This is a genomic window from Streptomyces sp. NPDC043952, from assembly GCF_056435325.1.
This window is the reverse complement of the sequence record NZ_JBWKES010000004.1, coordinates 358,524-373,846: the sequence shown is the minus strand read 5'-3', so window position 1 is coordinate 373,846 and position 15,323 is coordinate 358,524. Positions and strand designations below refer to the sequence as shown.

The window sequence follows — 15,323 nt, the reverse complement described above, 5'->3', positions numbered from 1 at the left end:
GTCAACACCCGGCAGCAAAGGCGCTATCCGCTCCCACGCCGCATCCGTCAGCTCACCACGACCCACCATAAGATCGATTATCAGACAGGTCCTAGGGGGTCGGCGGGCGGACCGTCACAGCTCCGGCCCCTCCCCCGGTTCCTCCTGGTACGAGTAGCGCTGTTCCTTCCACGGGTCGCCCACGTTGTGGTACCCGCGCTCCTCCCAGAAGCCGCGCCGGTCGGCGGTCATGTACTCCACGCCCCGCACCCACTTGGGCCCCTTCCAGGCGTACAGATGGGGCACGATCAGGCGGACCGGGAAGCCGTGCTCGGCGGTCAGCAGTTCGCCGTCCTTGTGGGTGGCGAAGAGGGTGCGGTCGGAGAGGAAGTCCGCGAGGCGCAGGTTGGAGCTGAAGCCGTACTCCGCCCAGACCATCACATGGGTGACGTCCGGGGCCGGCGGTGCCAGCTCCACGATCGCGGCGGCGGGCACCCCGCCCCACTCCGCGCCGAGCATGCTGAACTTGGTCACGCAGTGCAGATCGGCCACCACGGTGGCGTACGGCAGGGCCGTGAACTCCTCGTGGCTCCAGCCGTGCTTGTCGCCGTCGGCGGTGGCGCCGAAGACCCGGAAGTCCCAGCGCTCGGGCCGGAACTTGGGCACGGGTCCGTAGTGCGTGACGGGCCAGCCGCGCTGGAGTCGCTGCCCCGGCGGAAGCTCGGACCCTGCCGCCGCTCCAGACTCTCGCTCCACCGGATGACCCATGTAACCATCCTGACAGACCTCGGGCAGTGCCCTTGACCGCCCCCCTCCGTAACGGGCAAAAGGCATCAAATCCCGGCACACTTACTAAGTACGCACTTACTGGACGATCTTCGCGTCCGGTGCAATCATGCGGCCCACACCCTCCCCCGATATCCGTGCGGGAGACATCCGTGTGGAAGGAGCCGCTGCGATGCAGGGCGACCCCGACGTCATCGAACTGCTCAACGAGCAGTTGACCGCCGAGCTGACGGCGATCAACCAGTACTTCCTGCACTCCAAGATCCAGGACCACCGGGGCTGGTCCAAGCTCGCGGAGTACACCCGGCGCGAGTCGTTCGACGAGATGCGGCACGCGGAGCTCCTGACCGACCGCATCCTGCTGCTCGACGGGCTGCCGAACTACCAGCGGCTCTCCCACATCGAGGTGGGGCAGACGGTGACCGAGATGTTCCGGGCCGACCGGCAGATCGAGGTCGAGGCGATCGACCGGCTGCGCCGGGGCGTACAGATCATGCGCGACAAGGACGACATCACGTCCGCGAACATCTTCGAGGCGATCCTGGCCGACGAGGAGCACCACATCGACTACCTGGACACCCAGCTGGAGCTGGTGGACAAGCTGGGCGAGGCGCTCTACATCTCGACGGTGATCGAGCAGAACCAGCCGGATCCGTCGGGACCGGGCACCGGCAGCTTCTAGCGGCGGGGCCTAGGCGGCGTCGTCCAGCCGGTCGAGGGTGGCCGGGGCGCGCTGTTCGATCAGTTCGCGGCGGGGGCAGGCGCCCCGGCCGAGCAGCGCCTGGATGCGTCGTACGCAGCGGCCGCAGTCCGTGCCCGCCTTGCAGGCGGAGGCGATCTGGCGCGGGGTGCAGGCGCCGTCCTCCGCGTGCTGCTGGACCTGGGCCTCGGTGATGCCGAAGCAGCTGCACACGTACACGCGGACTCACCTCCCGACGGGGTCGCCGTAGCTCTGCCACCCCGTTCCCGGTGAGGCAAACCTAACCTTACCTGTCGCTTCGCGACCGCAAAAGGCCGAGGGGCGCGGATCCCATGTGATCCGCGCCCCAGCGACACCGTCGGCGAACCGGTCGCCTACTGGTCCCGGTACATCTCCGCGACCAGGAACGCCAGGTCCAGGGACTGGCTGCGGTTGAGCCGCGGGTCGCAGGCCGTCTCGTAGCGCTGGTGCAGGTCGTCCACGAAGATCTCGTCGCCGCCGCCCACGCACTCGGTGACGTCGTCGCCGGTCAGCTCCACGTGGATGCCGCCCGGATGGGTGCCGAGGCCCTTGTGCACCTCGAAGAAGCCCTTGACCTCGTCGAGCACGTCGTCGAAGCGGCGGGTCTTGTGCCCGGAGGCCGCCTCGAAGGTGTTGCCGTGCATCGGGTCGGTCACCCAGGCCACCGTGGCGCCGGAGGCCGTGACCTTCTCGACCAGCTCGGGCAGCCGGTCGCGGATCTTGTCGGCGCCCATGCGGACGATGAAGGTCAGCCGGCCCGGCTCCCGGTCGGGGTCGAGGCGGTCGATGTACTTCAGCGCCTCCTCGGCCGTGGTGCTCGGGCCGAGCTTGATGCCGATCGGGTTGCGGATCTTCGAGGCGAACTCGATGTGCGCGTGGTCCAGCTGCCGGGTGCGCTCACCGATCCACACCATGTGCGCGGAGACGTCGTACAGCTTGCCGGTGCGGGAGTCGACGCGGGTCAGGGCCGACTCGTAGTCCAGCAGCAGCGCCTCGTGCGAGGAGAAGAACTCGACGGTCTTGAACTCCTCCGGGTCGGTGCCGCAGGCCCGCATGAAGTTCAGCGCGTTGTCGATCTCCCGCGCGAGCTGCTCGTAGCGCTGGCCGGAGGGGGAGGTCTTCACGAAGTCCTGGTTCCAGGCGTGCACCTGGCGCAGGTCGGCGTAGCCGCCGGTGGTGAAGGCGCGCACCAGGTTCAGCGTGGACGCCGAGGCGTGGTACATCCGCTTCAGCCGCTCGGGGTCCGGGACGCGGGCGGCCTCGGTGAACTCGAAGCCGTTGACGGAGTCGCCCCGGTAGGTCGGCAGCGTCACCCCGTCGCGGGTCTCGGTCGGCTTGGAGCGCGGCTTGGAGTACTGCCCGGCGATCCGGCCGACCTTCACCACGGGCACGGAGGCCGCGTAGGTGAGGACGGCGCCCATCTGGAGCAGCGTCTTGAGCTTCTGCCGGATCTGGTCGGCGGACACCGCGTCGAACGCCTCGGCGCAGTCGCCGCCCTGGAGGAGGAACGCCTCTCCCTTGGCGACGGCCGCCATCCGGGCACGCAGCTGGTCACACTCGCCGGCGAAAACCAGCGGCGGATACGACTCGAGGTCCGCGATCACTGCGCGCAGAGCCTCGGTGTCGGGGTACTCGGGCTGCTGCGCCGCGGGCAGGTCTCGCCAGGTGTTGCCAGCGCTCGCGCTGGACTTAGCGTTCACGGTCACCTCGTACACATTACGGGGTCGTGTCCCGTGTTCCACGAGTCGCCCGGAAAGTGAGACGCGGTGACTGAGTCGTGGACGGTCCGTGGTGCGGTAGGGTCTTTCGCATGTTCGCGCTTTCCAACCGGAACTGGTGGTGGACCGCTTCTTCGGCGGCCCACTGATTCGCGCGCACCCAGACTTCGCGAAGGCCGCCCGAGGGGCGGCCTTCGGCGTTTCCGCGGTCGTTCCTCTCCTTCAGCCGATTCCTCACCTGATCGAGTAGGAGCCCGACCCGTGGACCTCATGGACCTGCTGTCCGACCCCCGCCCCTTCGCGCTGCTGCGCCGCCGGCTGCCGGGCCGTGCCGAGCACCCGGTGGAGGTGCTGATCGGCCCGGTCGGCGGCCGGGACCGGCTCGCCGAGCTGCCGGACGAGGGCCTCGCCCTGGTGCCGTTCCGGCAGCTCCGCGAGCGCGGCTTCGACGTCCGCGACGACGGCACCCCGCTGCTGGTGCTGACGCCCGAGGAGTCGTACGAGATCCCGCTGGACGAGGCGCTGCGGCGGCTCCCGGCGCACGCGGTGCGGGTCGAGGGCGGCGGCTTCGACGTCGGCGACGAGGAGTACGCCGGGATCGTCGGGCGGGTGCTGGAGCGGGAGATCGGCGGGGGCGAGGGCGCGAACTTCGTGATCCGGCGGACGTACGAGGGGCGGATCCCGGAGTTCGGCCGGGCGGACGCGCTGGCGCTGTTCCGGCGGCTGCTGGAGGGCGAGCGCGGGGCGTACTGGACGTTCGTGGTGCACACCGGGGACCGCACCCTGGTCGGCGCCAGCCCCGAGGTGCATGTGCGGATGTCCGGCGGGACGGTCGTGATGAACCCGATCAGCGGCACCTACCGCTATCCCGCCGGGGGGCCGACGCCGGAGCACCTGCTGGACTTCCTCGCCGACGGCAAGGAGATCGAGGAGCTGTCGATGGTGGTCGACGAGGAGCTGAAGATGATGTGCACCGTCGGCGATATGGGCGGGGTCGTCGTCGGGCCGCGGCTGAAGGAGATGGCGCACCTCGCGCACACCGAGTACGAGCTGCGCGGCCGGTCCTCCCTGGACGCCCGCGAGGTGCTGCGGGAGACCATGTTCGCGGCGACGGTCACCGGGTCGCCGGTGCAGAACGCGTGCCGGGTGATCGAGCGGCACGAGGTCGGCGGGCGCGGCTACTACGCGGGTGCGCTGGCCCTGCTCGGGCGGGACGCGGGCGGCGCCCAGACCCTGGACTCCCCCATCCTGATCCGCACCGCCGACATCGGCGCGGACGGGCGGCTGCGGGTGCCGGTCGGGGCCACGCTGGTGCGCGGCTCGGAGCCGGCGGGCGAGGTCGCCGAGACCCATGCGAAGGCGGCGGGCGTGCTCGCGGCGCTCGGGGTGCGGCCCGGCCGGCCGCGCGCGGAGCGGGAGCTGCCCCGGCTGGCCGACGACCCGCGGGTGCGGGCCGCGCTGGACGGGCGGCGGGCCCGGCTCGCCCCGTTCTGGCTGCGGATGCGGCAGCCGTCCGGCGAGGCGCGCGGGCATGCCCTGGTGGTCGACGGCGAGGACACCTTCACCGCGATGCTGGCCCATCTGCTGCGCTCGACCGGCCTGGCGGTGACGGTACGGCGCTACGACGAGCCGGGGCTGCGGGCCGCGGCGCTCGCCCACGAGGGCCCGGTGGTGCTGGGCCCCGGCCCCGGCGACCCCGGCGACCTCACCGATCCCAAGATGCGCTTCCTGCGGGAGCTGACCCGGACCGTCGTGCGGGAGCACCGGCAGGGGGTGCTGGGCGTGTGCCTGGGCCATGAACTGCTCGCCGCGGAGCTGGGGTTGGACATCGTCCGCAAGGAAGTGCCGTACCAGGGGGCGCAGACGGAGATCGAGCTGTTCGGGCGCCGCGAGACGGTCGGTTTCTACAACAGCTTCACCGCCCGCTGCGACGAGGAGGCGGCACGGGAGCTGGCGGCGCACGGGATCGAGGTGAGCCGGTCGGCGGGCGGCGAGGTGCATGCCGTACGGGGGCCCGGTTTTGCGGGGGTGCAGTTCCACCCGGAGTCGGTGCTGACGCTCGACGGGGCGGGGATCGTCGGGAAGTTGATGGGGCGGCTGCGCGGCGCGAGCGCGTTCTGAGGCGGTCGGCCGGGGGCGGTCGGCCGATGACTGCGGGCCGGGGGTCGTGGACCGGTGGCTGTGGGCCGGGGGTCGTGGACCGGTGGCTGTGGGCCGGAGGCGGTCGGCCGGAGGCGGTCGGCCGGAGGCGGTCGGCCGGTGGCTGTGGGCCGGGTCGCGGCCCACAGCCCGGAGTGTCCGCCGGGGCTCTCAGCCGAAGAACACCCCGACCTCCTCGTACAGCTTCGGGTCGACGGTCTTCAGCTTGGCGGTCGCCTCCGCCAGGGGCACGCGGACGACGTCGGTGCCGCGCAGGGCGACCATCTTGCCGAAGTCGCCGTCGCGGACGCAGTCCACGGCGTGCAGTCCGAAGCGGGTGGCGAGCCAGCGGTCGAAGGCGCTGGGGGTGCCGCCGCGCTGGATGTGCCCGAGGACGGTGGTGCGGGCCTCCTTGCCGGTGCGCTTCTCGATCTCCTTGGCCAGCCACTCGCCGACCCCGGAGAGCCGCACATGCCCGAAGGAGTCCAGCGACTGGTCCTTGAGCACCAGCTCGCCGTCCCTGGGCATGGCGCCCTCGGCGACCACCACGATCGGGGCGTACGACGCCTTGAAGCGCGAGGTGATCCAGGCGCACACCTGGTCCAGGTCGAAGCGCTGCTCGGGGATGAGGATGACGTTGGCGCCGCCGGCGAGGCCCGAGTGCAGGGCGATCCAGCCGGCGTGCCGGCCCATCACCTCGCAGACCAGGACCCGCATATGGGACTCGGCGGTGGTGTGCAGCCGGTCGATGGCCTCGGTGGCGATGTTGACGGCGGTGTCGAAGCCGAAGGTGTAGTCGGTGGCGGACAGGTCGTTGTCGATGGTCTTGGGCACGCCGACGCAGGGCACGCCGTACTCGCCGGACAGTCGCGCGGCGACGCCGAGGGTGTCCTCGCCGCCGATCGCGATCAGGGCCTCGACCTCCTGCTTGGCGAGGTTGTCCTTGATCCGGCGGATGCCGTCCTCGATCTTGAGGGGGTTGGTCCTGGAGGAGCCGAGGATGGTGCCGCCGCGCGGCAGGATGCCGCGCACGGCGGGGATGTCGAGGGGGACGGCGCGGCCTTCGAGGGGGCCCCGCCAGCCATCCCGGAAACCGACGAACTGATAGTCGTACTCCTGCACGCCTTTGCGCACGATGCCTCGGATGACGGCGTTGAGTCCGGGGCAGTCGCCGCCTCCGGTCAGTACTCCGACCCGCATGGAAATTTCCCTTCACCCGCAGTGCCTGACGCTTCGTCACGCTAATGGTGATGCGTGTCACATCGGGAGAGGCGGTACGGGTGAATCGGGGGGATTGCGCCGGGAACCGGGGGCACGACCGCGGCACGGCCGCCGGAGCCGGGCAGCTACTCCTCGTCGAGGCCGCGTTCGATCGCGTACCTCACCAGCTCGACGCGGTTGTGGAGTTGCAGCTTGCCGAGGGTGTTCTGGACGTGGTTCTGCACGGTGCGGTGGGAGATGACGAGGCGTTCGGCGATCTGCTTGTAGCTCAGGCCCTTGGCGACCAGCCGCAGCACCTCCGTCTCCCGCTCGGTCAGCCGGGGCGCGCCCGGCCGCCCGGCGTCGGGCGCGGGCGCCGGTTCGGCGGCCAGCCGCCGGTACTCGCCGAGGACGAGGCCGGCGAGGCCCGGCGTGAACACCGCGTCGCCGACGGCCGTGCGGCGCACCGCGTCCAGCAGTTCGGCGGTGGACGCGGACTTCAGCAGATAGCCGGTCGCGCCGGACTTCACCGCCTCCAGGACATCGGCGTGCTCCCCGCTCGCGGACAGCACCAGGACGCGCAACGCCGGGTTGTGCGCGACGAGTTCCTTGCACACCTGGACGCCGGGCCTGGCGGGCAGGTTGAGGTCCAGGACCAGCACATCGGGGGCGGCGGCCTTGGCGCGGCGCACGGCCTGGTCGCCGTCGCCCGCGGTGGCGACCACCTCGAAGCCGGACTCGGCCAGGTCACGGGCGACCGCGTCGCACCACATGGGGTGGTCGTCCACCACCATGACCTTGATCGGGTCCTGCCGCTGTGTCATCGCCGCTCCGCCTTCTTCCCCCGCGCCGCGAGGGCGCCCTTCGGTACCTTCAGTTCGACCTCCGTGCCCTGGCCGGGCACCGAGATCAGCTCGGCGCTGCCGCCGAGGTCGCGCAGTCTGCCCCGGATGGACTGGGCGACGCCGAGCCGCCCCTCGCCCTCCGCCTCGGCGAGCCGGCCCTCGGGGATGCCGGGCCCGTCGTCCCGGACGGTGACGAGGATGTCCTCCGGTTCGTCCTCGACCAGGATCCAGGCCCGCGCCCCCTCGCCGGCGTGCCTGTGCACATTGTCCAGGGCGGCGCCGACGGCCGCGGCCAGCTCGCGGGCGGCGGCCGGAGGCAGCGGCACCGGGGCGCCGGGCTCGGCCAGGCTCACCCGGTCGCGGGCGAACGGGGCGAGGAGGGTGCGCAGATCGACCGGTCCGTCGTCGTCCGCCGCTGACGCCGTCCCGGCGACGGGTACGACGCCGTCCCCGGTGGTCGGGGAAGTCCGGGCGGACGGGTCGGTCGGGGCGGTCCGGGCAGCCGGCAGCAGGCCGCCGGAGACCAGGGTGCGCAGGGCCACCTCCTGCTCCCCGGCCAGCCTGCCCAGCTCGGCCGCCTCGCCGCCGAGGGCGGTGCCGCGCCGCTTCACCATCGCCAGCACCTGGAGCACGCTGTCGTGGATGTCCCGCGCCAGCCGCTCCCGCTCACGGGTCGCAGCCTCGATCTCCAGGGCGCGGGCGAGGGTGCGCTCGGAGGCGCGGGCCACCTCCACCACGTAGCCGATGCCGATGGAGGCCACCCAGACGAGGATCAGGCTGTGCACGGTGTCCCGCGCGAACTGGCCGCGCTCGACCAGGTTGGCGGCGGCCACCGCGGTGGAGGCGACGGCGGCCCAGCGCCAGCCGCCCTTGATCGCGAAGGCGAGGACCGCGCCGCCGGTCCATATCGTCGGCAGGGTGGGGCCGCCCGCGATCCGCTGGTGGCTGTCGGCGAACGCGGTGAGCAGGACGCCGGCGAGGCCGATGGTCAGGTCGGCGGCGAGGAAGCCCCTGGTGCAGTCGGCCGCGCCGCGCACGCGGGGCAGGGTGGCGAGGGTCCAGACGGCGAGGACGGCGTCGTAGCCGACCGCGATCCACGGACGGGTGAAGTGCTCGTACGAGGTGACGCACAGGCCGAGCGCGTACAGCATGGTCAGCACGCGGTAGCCGGCCAGCGCCCGCCACAGCGGCAGCTCCACCGACATCCTCAGCACACGCTCGCGCCCGGCCATCCCCCGTGCCCCCCCCCATGAACCCCGTAAGCCCGCCGCGGTTACTTGCTCTCCGCGTCCTTCGCCTTCTCCGCTTCCTTCTCCGCCTTCTCCGCTTCCTTGGCCGCCTTCGCCGCCTCCGCGATCTGCCGCTTGGCGGCGGTCGCGTACATGTCGACGTACTCCTGGCCGGAGAGCTTCATGATCTCGTACATGACCTCGTCGGTCAGCGCCCGCAGCACGAAGCGGTCGTGCTCCATGCCCTGGTAGCGGCTGAAGTCGAGGGGCTTGCCGATGCGGATGCCGGGCCGCATCAGCTTCGGCATCACCTTGCCGGGCGGCTGGATCTTCTCGGTGTCGATCATCGCCACCGGGATCACCGGGGCACCGGTCGCGAGCGCCACGCGGGCGAGACCGCCGGGCTTGCCCCGGTAGAGCCGGCCGTCGGGCGAGCGGGTGCCCTCCGGGTAGATGCCGAACAGCTCGCCGCGCTCCAGCACCTCGATGCCGCTCTTGATCGCGGCCTCACCGGCGCCGCGCGCGCCCGAGCGGTCCACCGGGAGCTGGCCGACGCCCTTGAAGAACGCGGCGGTGAGCCGGCCCTTCACACCGGGCGTGGTGAAGTACTCGGCCTTGGCGATGAAGGTGACCTTGCGGTCCAGCATCGTCGGCAGGAAGAAGGAGTCCGAGAAGGACAGGTGGTTGCTGGCCAGGATCGCCGGGCCTTCGGCCGGAATGTTCTCCAGCCCCTCCACCCAGGGCCTGAAGGCGAGCTTCAGCGGCCCTCCGATGGCGACCTTCATCGTGCCGTACAACACCCGTGTGCCTCCCGTTTCCGTCGGACAGACCATAACCCGCTGGACCGTCAAAGCACCCGACGGCCCTGGTCGGTGTCCGTGCGGTCGCGTACGGTGAAGCACATCCGCGTGTTCTCCACGCCCCGGCCAAACGGCGGCGGGGCCCTTCCCCAGGAACAGGAGCGTCGAAGGTGCCGGTTCTCCCTGGAGCCGAGCCGTACCGCCACTCCGGCGGCGAGGTGGGCGTCCTCTTCTGTCACGGCTTCACCGGCTCCCCGCAGTCGCTGCGTCCCTGGGCCGAACACCACGCCGCGCACGGCCTGACGGTGTCGCTGCCGCTGCTGCCGGGACACGGCACGCGCTGGCAGGACATGCAGCTCACCGGCTGGCAGGACTGGTACGCGGAGGTGGACCGCGAACTGCGGCTGCTGTCCGAGCGCTGCTCCCGAGTATTCGTCGCGGGCCTGTCGATGGGCGGCGCCCTCGCGCTGCGGCTGGCCGCCCTGCACGGCGAGCGGATCAGCGGCGTGGTCGTCGTCAACCCGGCGAACAAGGTCCACGGACTGTCGGCGTACGCCCTGCCCGTGGCCCGGCACCTGGTGCGCTCCACCCGGGGCATCGCCAGCGACATCGCCAAGGGCGGGGTGGCGGAGACGGGTTACGACCGGGTGCCGCTGCACGCGGCGCACTCGCTGCGCCGGTTCCTGCGCCGGCTGGACGGCGAGCTGCCCCGGATCTCCCAGCCGTTGCTGCTGCTGCGCAGCGCTCAGGATCATGTCGTACCGGCCGTCGACTCGGCGCGGGTGCTGAGCCGGATCTCGTCCGCGGACGTCCGGGAGATCGTGCTGGAACACAGCTACCACGTCGCGACGTTGGACGTGGACGCGGACCGGATCTTCGAGGAGAGCCTCGGTTTCATCGGCCGGCTCGCACCGATTCCGGGCAAGGAAGGGACGGCCGCAGTTGGCTGAGCACGACCCTGGTCCCGAGGGCCGCGAGGACCGGGAGCCGGAGGAGAACGGGCTGCGCTTCGACGAGGACGCCGCCTGGCGGGCCATCGTGGCCGGGTACGGCGAGGAGCCGCCGGACCCGCCGGGCAGCAGGCCCTTCAAGCCGGTGGAGGACCTCGCGCTGCTGGAGAAGGACGCGCTGCTGGAGAAGCTGGAGCAGGACGCGGCGGCGGACGAGGGCGGCGGCAAGAAGGAGGAGCCGCGGCCCGCCCGGCCTCCGCTGGGCAGCTCCGTGTCCTTCGCACCCGGCGTCGGCCCCCGCGACCACCGCCCGCCGGAGCCGTCCGAGGACGACTTCGACGAGGACGACGAGGGCCACTTCGTGCCGCCCGAGCCGCCCCCGCTGGACACCGGCGACACCACGTCGAGGTTCGCCTGGCTGGGCGTGATCGGCGGCCCGGTCCTGCTGCTCCTGGCGGTGCTGCTCGGCTGGGACATGACCTGGTGGCTGACGACCGCCGGCATCGGCGGCTTCCTCGGCGGCTTCGCGACACTGGTGGCGCGGATGCGGACGGACGAGGACGACGACGACGATCCGGGCCGGGGGGCCGTGGTCTAGCCGGCGGCCTGTGGTCTGCACGGCGGCCTGTGGTCTGCACGGCGGCCTCGGGACGGGCGGGGCCGTGGTCCGGTCGGTCGCCTTGAGGCCGGCGGGGCCGTGGTCTAGCGGCGCTGGCCGGGAGCGGGTTCCGCTCCGGTGGCCGGGACGCGCAGGGCGGCCAGGACCGGGCGGTGGTCCGTGGCGGCGGCCAGGTCGGCGCGGGTGACGCCCGGCTGGTCCTCGGGGACCCCGCAGCCGAGGACCTCGATGCCCTTGGTGGCGAACACCGCGTCGATACGGCGCCCCGGCGCGCTGTGCGTCCAGGTCTCCTCGCCGCCCCAGGGGGCCGCCGCCCGGCAGTCCTGGAGGGCGCCGGCGAGCAGGTGGAAGGTGCGGCCGTCGGGGCCCTCGTTCAGATCGCCGCCCACGAGCGCGTGCTCCACACCGAGTCCGTCGAGCCGGTCGAGGAGCAGACCGCCCTGGGCGTAGCGCTCGCTTGCGTCGAGGCTGAGGTGGCAGCTGATCACGCCGAGCCGGGCGCCGCCGAAGCGGACCACCGCGGTGGCCAGACCGCGCCGGTGCAGTCCGGGGGTGAGGGGCAGCAGGACGTCCTCGGTGCGCTCCACGGTGGCGCGCAGCGAGCACAGGATCGCGGGGCCCGCGCTGGTGCCGCCGCCGGTGAGGACGACCAGACCGCAGGCCCCGGCCAGCCGCGCGAGCTTCTTGCGCCAGCGGAAGAACCGGGGCGCCTCCTGGAGGAGGACCAGGTCGGGGGCGCAGGCGGTGATCACCCGGACGACGGCGTCGGTGTCGTCGCGCAGCGAGCGGATGTTGTAGCTCAGGACGCGGAGAACGGCTGAACCATCGGGCTCTGTGTGGGAGTTGGGGAGCGGCGCCATGTGGATCAATGTACGCCGCGCTGTCGGGAGCGGGCGACTGTGCCGGCCGGAGGGGCGCGGGGAACTGCGCGACGAGCCACGCTGGGCGGGCAGCCGCACACGAACCTCGCGCCCCGAGCTGTTCGCGTCCCGCTTACATGATCGGGTCGGGCTCGCGGGCCAGGTCCGCCGCGCCGACCATGCCCGCCTTGTTGCCGAGCTGCGCCGCGATCACGTCGGCGACGGGACGCCAGTTCCCGCCGACCAGCCACCGCTTGTACGACTTGCGGATCGGGTCGAGGACCAGCTCGCCCTCGTCGGAGAGGCCGCCGCCGACGATGAAGGCGGACGGGTCGAAGAGGGAGGCCAGGTCGGCGAGGCCGGCGCCGGCCCAGCGGGCCAGCTCGCGGTAGGAGTCGACGGCGACCGGGTCGCCCTGCCGGGCGGCCATGGAGATGTGCTTGCCCTCGATGCCGTCCGGGGTGCCGTCGCCGAGCGAGAGCAGCAGCTCCGCGTGCTCGGGGGTGGCGTTGGCGCGCTGCTTGGCGTAGCGGACCAGGGCGCGCCCGGAGGCGTACTGCTCCCAGCAGCCCTGCGAGCCGCAGCCGCACAGCAGGCCGTCCGGGACCATCCGGATGTGGCCGAACTCGGCGGCCACGCCGAAGTGTCCGCGGCGCAGTTTGTTGCCGATGATGATGCCGCCGCCGAGGCCGGTGCCGAGGGTGATGCAGATGACGTTGCGGTGGCCCTTGCCGGCGCCGAACTTGTACTCGCCCCAGGCGGCGGCGTTGGCGTCGTTCTCGACCACGACGGGGAGGCCGGTGCGGGCCTCGACCTTGTCCTTGAGCGGCTCGTTGCGCCAGTCGATGTTGGGCGCGAAGTAGACGGTGGAGCGCTGCCGGTTGACGTAACCGGCCGCACCGATGCCCACGCCGACGATCTCGTGCCCGGCACGCGCGCCCTCCACCGCGGAGGCGATGGCGTCCACGATGGCCTCGGGCGTGGTGGGGGTCGGCACCTTGAAGGTCGAGAGGATGTTGCCTTCCTCGTCGACCACGCCGGCCGCGATCTTCGTGCCGCCGATGTCGACGCCGATGGTGAGTCCCATGAATCCCTCAGTTTCGGTCGAGCCCCGCTACGGCCAACCGTACCCGAGGCCCTTGCGGGCGAGGGCTTCAGTCCAGGTCGATGCGCTCTCCCGAGCCGGTGCCCTCGCCCCGGTCGCGCCCCTTGCCGTCGCCCCGCTCCCCCCGCCACTCGTCGGCGACACCGGACGGGCCGGAGGTCCAGCGGCGCTCCTGGGACTGGACGGCCGAGCGGTAGGCGGCGAGCAGTTCGCTCCCGGCGGCGGCGAGGTGGTCGAAGACGCCGGGGTTGCGCTCGATGACGGGCTCGACGGCGGCCCTCGCCTGCTGGACGACCTGCTTGACCATCTGCTGGGCGGCGGGTCCGGCCAGGGTGCCGAGGGGGGACTGGAGGCCGGACAGCTTGTCGGCCACCGTGTCCACGAGCTTCTTCAGTTCCTCGGCGGCGGAGCCGGGGGGCGGGCCGTAGCCGGTGCGGCGGCGGGCCTTCTCGGCCTGAAGGTCCTCGGCGCAGGCCGTGGCCCAGGCGTCGGCGTCGCTCACCCGCGGCTCCTCGTGCGGCTCGGCGGGGCGCTCATCGCTCATGGCGGACTCCTGACTGCGGTACGCCCTTACGCCTACGACGGTACCCGAACGGGAGGGGGCCGTTCACCGTGCGGCGGCGGGCCACAGGCCGGGGTCGGGGGCGAAGCGCACCCGCAGCTCGCCCTCGCGCAGTCCGGCCCCGGAGACGGTGCAGCGGCGCAGGGCGGAGGGCAGGGAGACGATCCGCCGGAAGGAGCTCGCGGTGATCACGAGTTCGTCGCCGCGCCGGATGAGGTCGAGTTCCTCCCGTATGGCGCCGGGCAGCGGGATGTGCCAGACCAGCACCCCGTCCTCGGCGATCCGGTCGGCGACGGGCCACTCGACGGGGCGGGCCGCGTCGGCGACGGCGGGTACGGCGAGGGCGGCGAGGTCGTCCGGGCCGTGCGGGTCGCGGCCGAGGTGCGGCACGGGGTGCACGGCGCACTCCGCGTCGTCCTCCCATTCCCTGAGCGCCTTGCGCTGCTGGGCGGCCAGGGCGGCGAGCCAGGTGTCCGGGGTGGTGTCGGGCAGGACGCGGTTGGCGACGAGGGCCTCGGTGCGCAGACCGCGCAGGGCGAGGCCGAGGCGGGCGGTGCGCAGGGCGTCCACGGCGGCGGGGCCGGGTTCGGCGACGAGGCGCACGGCGGTGTCGCGGTCGGTGAGTACGGCCTCCACGGCGGCCAGCTCCACGTCCCAGCGGCCGGCCGTCTCGTACAGCCAGTCGGCGGGCATGGGGACGCCGGCGAGCCGGCCGAGCACCGGGCGCAGGGCGCGGGCGGCCTGGCGCTCGGGGGGCAGCAGGCGGCGCAGGTAGCGGCGCAGTTCCTCGGGGAGGGAGAGCAGGGCGAGGGCCTGCGGGAGGGGTGGCAGGTCGACGACGAGGAGGTCGTACTCCTCGCAGAGCGCGGCGTCGCGCAGTGCGCGCAGGAACGTCAGCTCCTCGGCGCCGGGCAGCGGGGTGACCTCCTCGGCGTCCAGGCGGGAGGCGCCGAGCAGGTCGAGGACGCCGGCGGCGCGGCGCTGGAACTCGGCGAGGTCCTCGCGGAAACCGGCGGCGGCGTCGGGGCGCCAGGCGGTGAGCCGGGGCGCGACCTCGACGGGCCGGGCCCCGGTGGGCACCCCCAGTACCGTGCCGGGGGTGTCCGCGCGCTCCGCGCTCAGCAACAGGGTCCGGCTGCCCTCACGGGCGGCACGCAGCGCGGTGGCGGCGCCGACGGTCGTCCGCCCGCTGCCACCGGGCCCCGTGATCAGGATGGTCCGCATAGGTCCGAACGGTAACGGACACTCCGTGCGGGGTGCGGCGGCGAGGGTCCGGGGTGGCCGGCGGCCCTGTGGTCCCGCCTCCCGGCCGAGCGAGCCGGGTGGGGAGGCGGGCGAAGGGTGGTCAGGGGGTTTCGACGCGCTTCTTCAGGCCGGCCAGGGCGCGGTCGATGATGACCTTCTCCGCCTTGCGCTTGATCATGCCGAGCATGGGGATCTTGACGTCGACGGTGAGCCGGTACGTGACCTCCGTGCCGCCCGTTCCCGCCGGCCGCAGCAGGTAGGACCCGTCGAGCGAGCGCAGCATCTGGGACTTGACCAGCGTCCAGGAGACCTCGTTGTCGCCGGCCCAGGTGTACGCCAGCGTCTGGTCGTCCTTGATCGCACCGGCGTCCATGACGAGCCGTACCTGCTCGGCACGCCCCCGCTCGTCGGTCTTGAGGACCTCCGCCTCCTTCACCTCGCCGGTCCAGTCCGGGTAGCGCTCGAAGTCGGCGATCACCGCCATGACGTCGGCCGGAGCCGCCTCGATCGTGATGCTCGAACTGGTGTGTTCCGCCATCGCCGTGGCTCCTCCAGATGCGGACCG

17 protein-coding genes are annotated in these 15,323 nt (G+C 72.5%); 5 read left to right on the top strand and 12 right to left on the bottom strand.

The window, feature by feature from the left end; translation table 11 throughout:
* Positions 1 to 114 precede the first annotated feature (114 nt).
* Positions 115 to 747 carry a sulfite oxidase-like oxidoreductase gene (locus tag AC069R_RS07260; RefSeq protein ID WP_478765281.1) on the bottom strand — a complete coding sequence of 211 codons (633 nt, stop codon included), beginning with the start codon at positions 745 to 747 and terminating at the stop codon, positions 115 to 117.
* Between the two features lie 190 nt (positions 748 to 937).
* On the opposite strand from AC069R_RS07260, the gene bfr reads away from it, so the two are divergent.
* Positions 938 to 1,447 (top strand): bacterioferritin, encoded by a 510-nt coding sequence (gene bfr / locus AC069R_RS07255; protein WP_478765280.1) that lies wholly within the window; start codon positions 938 to 940, stop codon positions 1,445 to 1,447.
* A 9-nt stretch (positions 1,448 to 1,456) separates the two neighbouring features.
* Here bfr and AC069R_RS07250 read toward each other — a convergent pair whose 3' ends face one another.
* Positions 1,457 to 1,684 carry a (2Fe-2S)-binding protein gene (locus tag AC069R_RS07250; RefSeq protein ID WP_478765279.1) on the bottom strand — a complete coding sequence of 76 codons (228 nt, stop codon included), beginning with the start codon at positions 1,682 to 1,684 and terminating at the stop codon, positions 1,457 to 1,459.
* Positions 1,685 to 1,839: 155 nt separating this feature from the next.
* Positions 1,840 to 3,192: a class II 3-deoxy-7-phosphoheptulonate synthase gene (locus AC069R_RS07245; protein ID WP_478765278.1), complete on the bottom strand. Its 1,353-nt coding sequence runs from the start codon at positions 3,190 to 3,192 to the stop codon at positions 1,840 to 1,842.
* A 104-nt stretch (positions 3,193 to 3,296) separates the two neighbouring features.
* Between AC069R_RS07245 and AC069R_RS07240 the strand changes: the two genes are divergently transcribed.
* Entirely contained in the window at positions 3,297 to 3,353 is a 57-nt protein-coding gene (locus AC069R_RS07240) for a trp operon leader peptide (RefSeq protein ID WP_471059784.1), read from the top strand.
* A gap of 112 nt (positions 3,354 to 3,465) precedes the next feature.
* Entirely contained in the window at positions 3,466 to 5,325 is a 1,860-nt protein-coding gene (locus AC069R_RS07235) for an anthranilate synthase family protein (protein ID WP_478765277.1), read from the top strand.
* Positions 5,326 to 5,514: 189 nt separating this feature from the next.
* Here AC069R_RS07235 and AC069R_RS07230 read toward each other — a convergent pair whose 3' ends face one another.
* From AC069R_RS07230 to AC069R_RS07215, 4 genes are all read right to left on the bottom strand, one after another.
* Positions 5,515 to 6,543, bottom strand: coding sequence for a 6-phosphofructokinase (locus AC069R_RS07230; RefSeq protein WP_478765276.1), 1,029 nt, complete (start codon positions 6,541 to 6,543; stop codon positions 5,515 to 5,517).
* Positions 6,544 to 6,689: 146 nt separating this feature from the next.
* On the bottom strand, positions 6,690 to 7,367 hold the full coding sequence (locus tag AC069R_RS07225; RefSeq protein ID WP_478765275.1) for a response regulator: 678 nt from the start codon (positions 7,365 to 7,367) through the stop codon (positions 6,690 to 6,692).
* The gene (macS, locus tag AC069R_RS07220; protein WP_478765274.1) at positions 7,364 to 8,620 is read right to left on the bottom strand and encodes a MacS family sensor histidine kinase; all 1,257 of its coding nucleotides are present in this window, start codon (positions 8,618 to 8,620) and stop codon (positions 7,364 to 7,366) included. The genes AC069R_RS07225 and macS overlap by 4 nt, the downstream gene beginning before the upstream one ends.
* Before the next feature lie 41 nt (positions 8,621 to 8,661).
* Positions 8,662 to 9,414: a lysophospholipid acyltransferase family protein gene (locus AC069R_RS07215; RefSeq protein WP_478765296.1), complete on the bottom strand. Its 753-nt coding sequence runs from the start codon at positions 9,412 to 9,414 to the stop codon at positions 8,662 to 8,664.
* 173 nt (positions 9,415 to 9,587) lie between these two features.
* On the opposite strand from AC069R_RS07215, the gene AC069R_RS07210 reads away from it, so the two are divergent.
* Together AC069R_RS07210 and AC069R_RS07205 are read left to right on the top strand one after the other, a co-directional pair.
* Positions 9,588 to 10,367: an alpha/beta hydrolase gene (locus tag AC069R_RS07210; protein WP_478765272.1), complete on the top strand. Its 780-nt coding sequence runs from the start codon at positions 9,588 to 9,590 to the stop codon at positions 10,365 to 10,367.
* A complete protein-coding gene (locus AC069R_RS07205; protein WP_478765271.1) occupies positions 10,360 to 10,965 on the top strand; it encodes a hypothetical protein in 606 nt (201 codons plus the stop codon). Before AC069R_RS07210 ends, AC069R_RS07205 begins: the two co-directional genes overlap by 8 nt.
* 104 nt (positions 10,966 to 11,069) lie before the next feature.
* Here the strand turns inward: AC069R_RS07205 and AC069R_RS07200 are convergent, their stop codons facing one another.
* From AC069R_RS07200 to AC069R_RS07180, 5 genes are all read right to left on the bottom strand, one after another.
* Positions 11,070 to 11,846, bottom strand: coding sequence for an endonuclease/exonuclease/phosphatase family protein (locus AC069R_RS07200; RefSeq protein WP_478765269.1), 777 nt, complete (start codon positions 11,844 to 11,846; stop codon positions 11,070 to 11,072).
* A gap of 133 nt (positions 11,847 to 11,979) precedes the next feature.
* Positions 11,980 to 12,933: an ROK family glucokinase gene (locus tag AC069R_RS07195; protein WP_478765267.1), complete on the bottom strand. Its 954-nt coding sequence runs from the start codon at positions 12,931 to 12,933 to the stop codon at positions 11,980 to 11,982.
* Positions 12,934 to 13,000: 67 nt separating this feature from the next.
* Positions 13,001 to 13,495 carry a DUF5304 domain-containing protein gene (locus tag AC069R_RS07190; protein ID WP_478765266.1) on the bottom strand — a complete coding sequence of 165 codons (495 nt, stop codon included), beginning with the start codon at positions 13,493 to 13,495 and terminating at the stop codon, positions 13,001 to 13,003.
* 63 nt (positions 13,496 to 13,558) lie between these two features.
* Positions 13,559 to 14,737: an ArsA family ATPase gene (locus tag AC069R_RS07185; protein WP_478765264.1), complete on the bottom strand. Its 1,179-nt coding sequence runs from the start codon at positions 14,735 to 14,737 to the stop codon at positions 13,559 to 13,561.
* Between the two features lie 121 nt (positions 14,738 to 14,858).
* Positions 14,859 to 15,296: an SRPBCC family protein gene (locus tag AC069R_RS07180; protein WP_478765262.1), complete on the bottom strand. Its 438-nt coding sequence runs from the start codon at positions 15,294 to 15,296 to the stop codon at positions 14,859 to 14,861.
* Between the last annotated feature and the right edge of the window lie 27 nt (positions 15,297 to 15,323).

Coding starts and splice junctions, on each gene's coding strand:
- AC069R_RS07230 (WP_478765276.1), bottom strand. CDS start 6,543: ATGCGGGTCGGAGTACTGACCGGAGGCGGCGACTGCCCCGGACTCAAC.
- macS (WP_478765274.1), bottom strand. CDS start 8,620: ATGGCCGGGCGCGAGCGTGTGCTGAGGATGTCGGTGGAGCTGCCGCTG.
- AC069R_RS07190 (WP_478765266.1), bottom strand. CDS start 13,495: ATGAGCGATGAGCGCCCCGCCGAGCCGCACGAGGAGCCGCGGGTGAGC.
- AC069R_RS07225 (WP_478765275.1), bottom strand. CDS start 7,367: ATGACACAGCGGCAGGACCCGATCAAGGTCATGGTGGTGGACGACCAC.
- AC069R_RS07260 (WP_478765281.1), bottom strand. CDS start 747: ATGGGTCATCCGGTGGAGCGAGAGTCTGGAGCGGCGGCAGGGTCCGAG.
- bfr (WP_478765280.1), top strand. CDS start 938: ATGCAGGGCGACCCCGACGTCATCGAACTGCTCAACGAGCAGTTGACC.
- AC069R_RS07180 (WP_478765262.1), bottom strand. CDS start 15,296: ATGGCGGAACACACCAGTTCGAGCATCACGATCGAGGCGGCTCCGGCC.
- AC069R_RS07185 (WP_478765264.1), bottom strand. CDS start 14,737: ATGCGGACCATCCTGATCACGGGGCCCGGTGGCAGCGGGCGGACGACC.
- AC069R_RS07200 (WP_478765269.1), bottom strand. CDS start 11,846: ATGGCGCCGCTCCCCAACTCCCACACAGAGCCCGATGGTTCAGCCGTT.
- AC069R_RS07195 (WP_478765267.1), bottom strand. CDS start 12,933: ATGGGACTCACCATCGGCGTCGACATCGGCGGCACGAAGATCGCGGCC.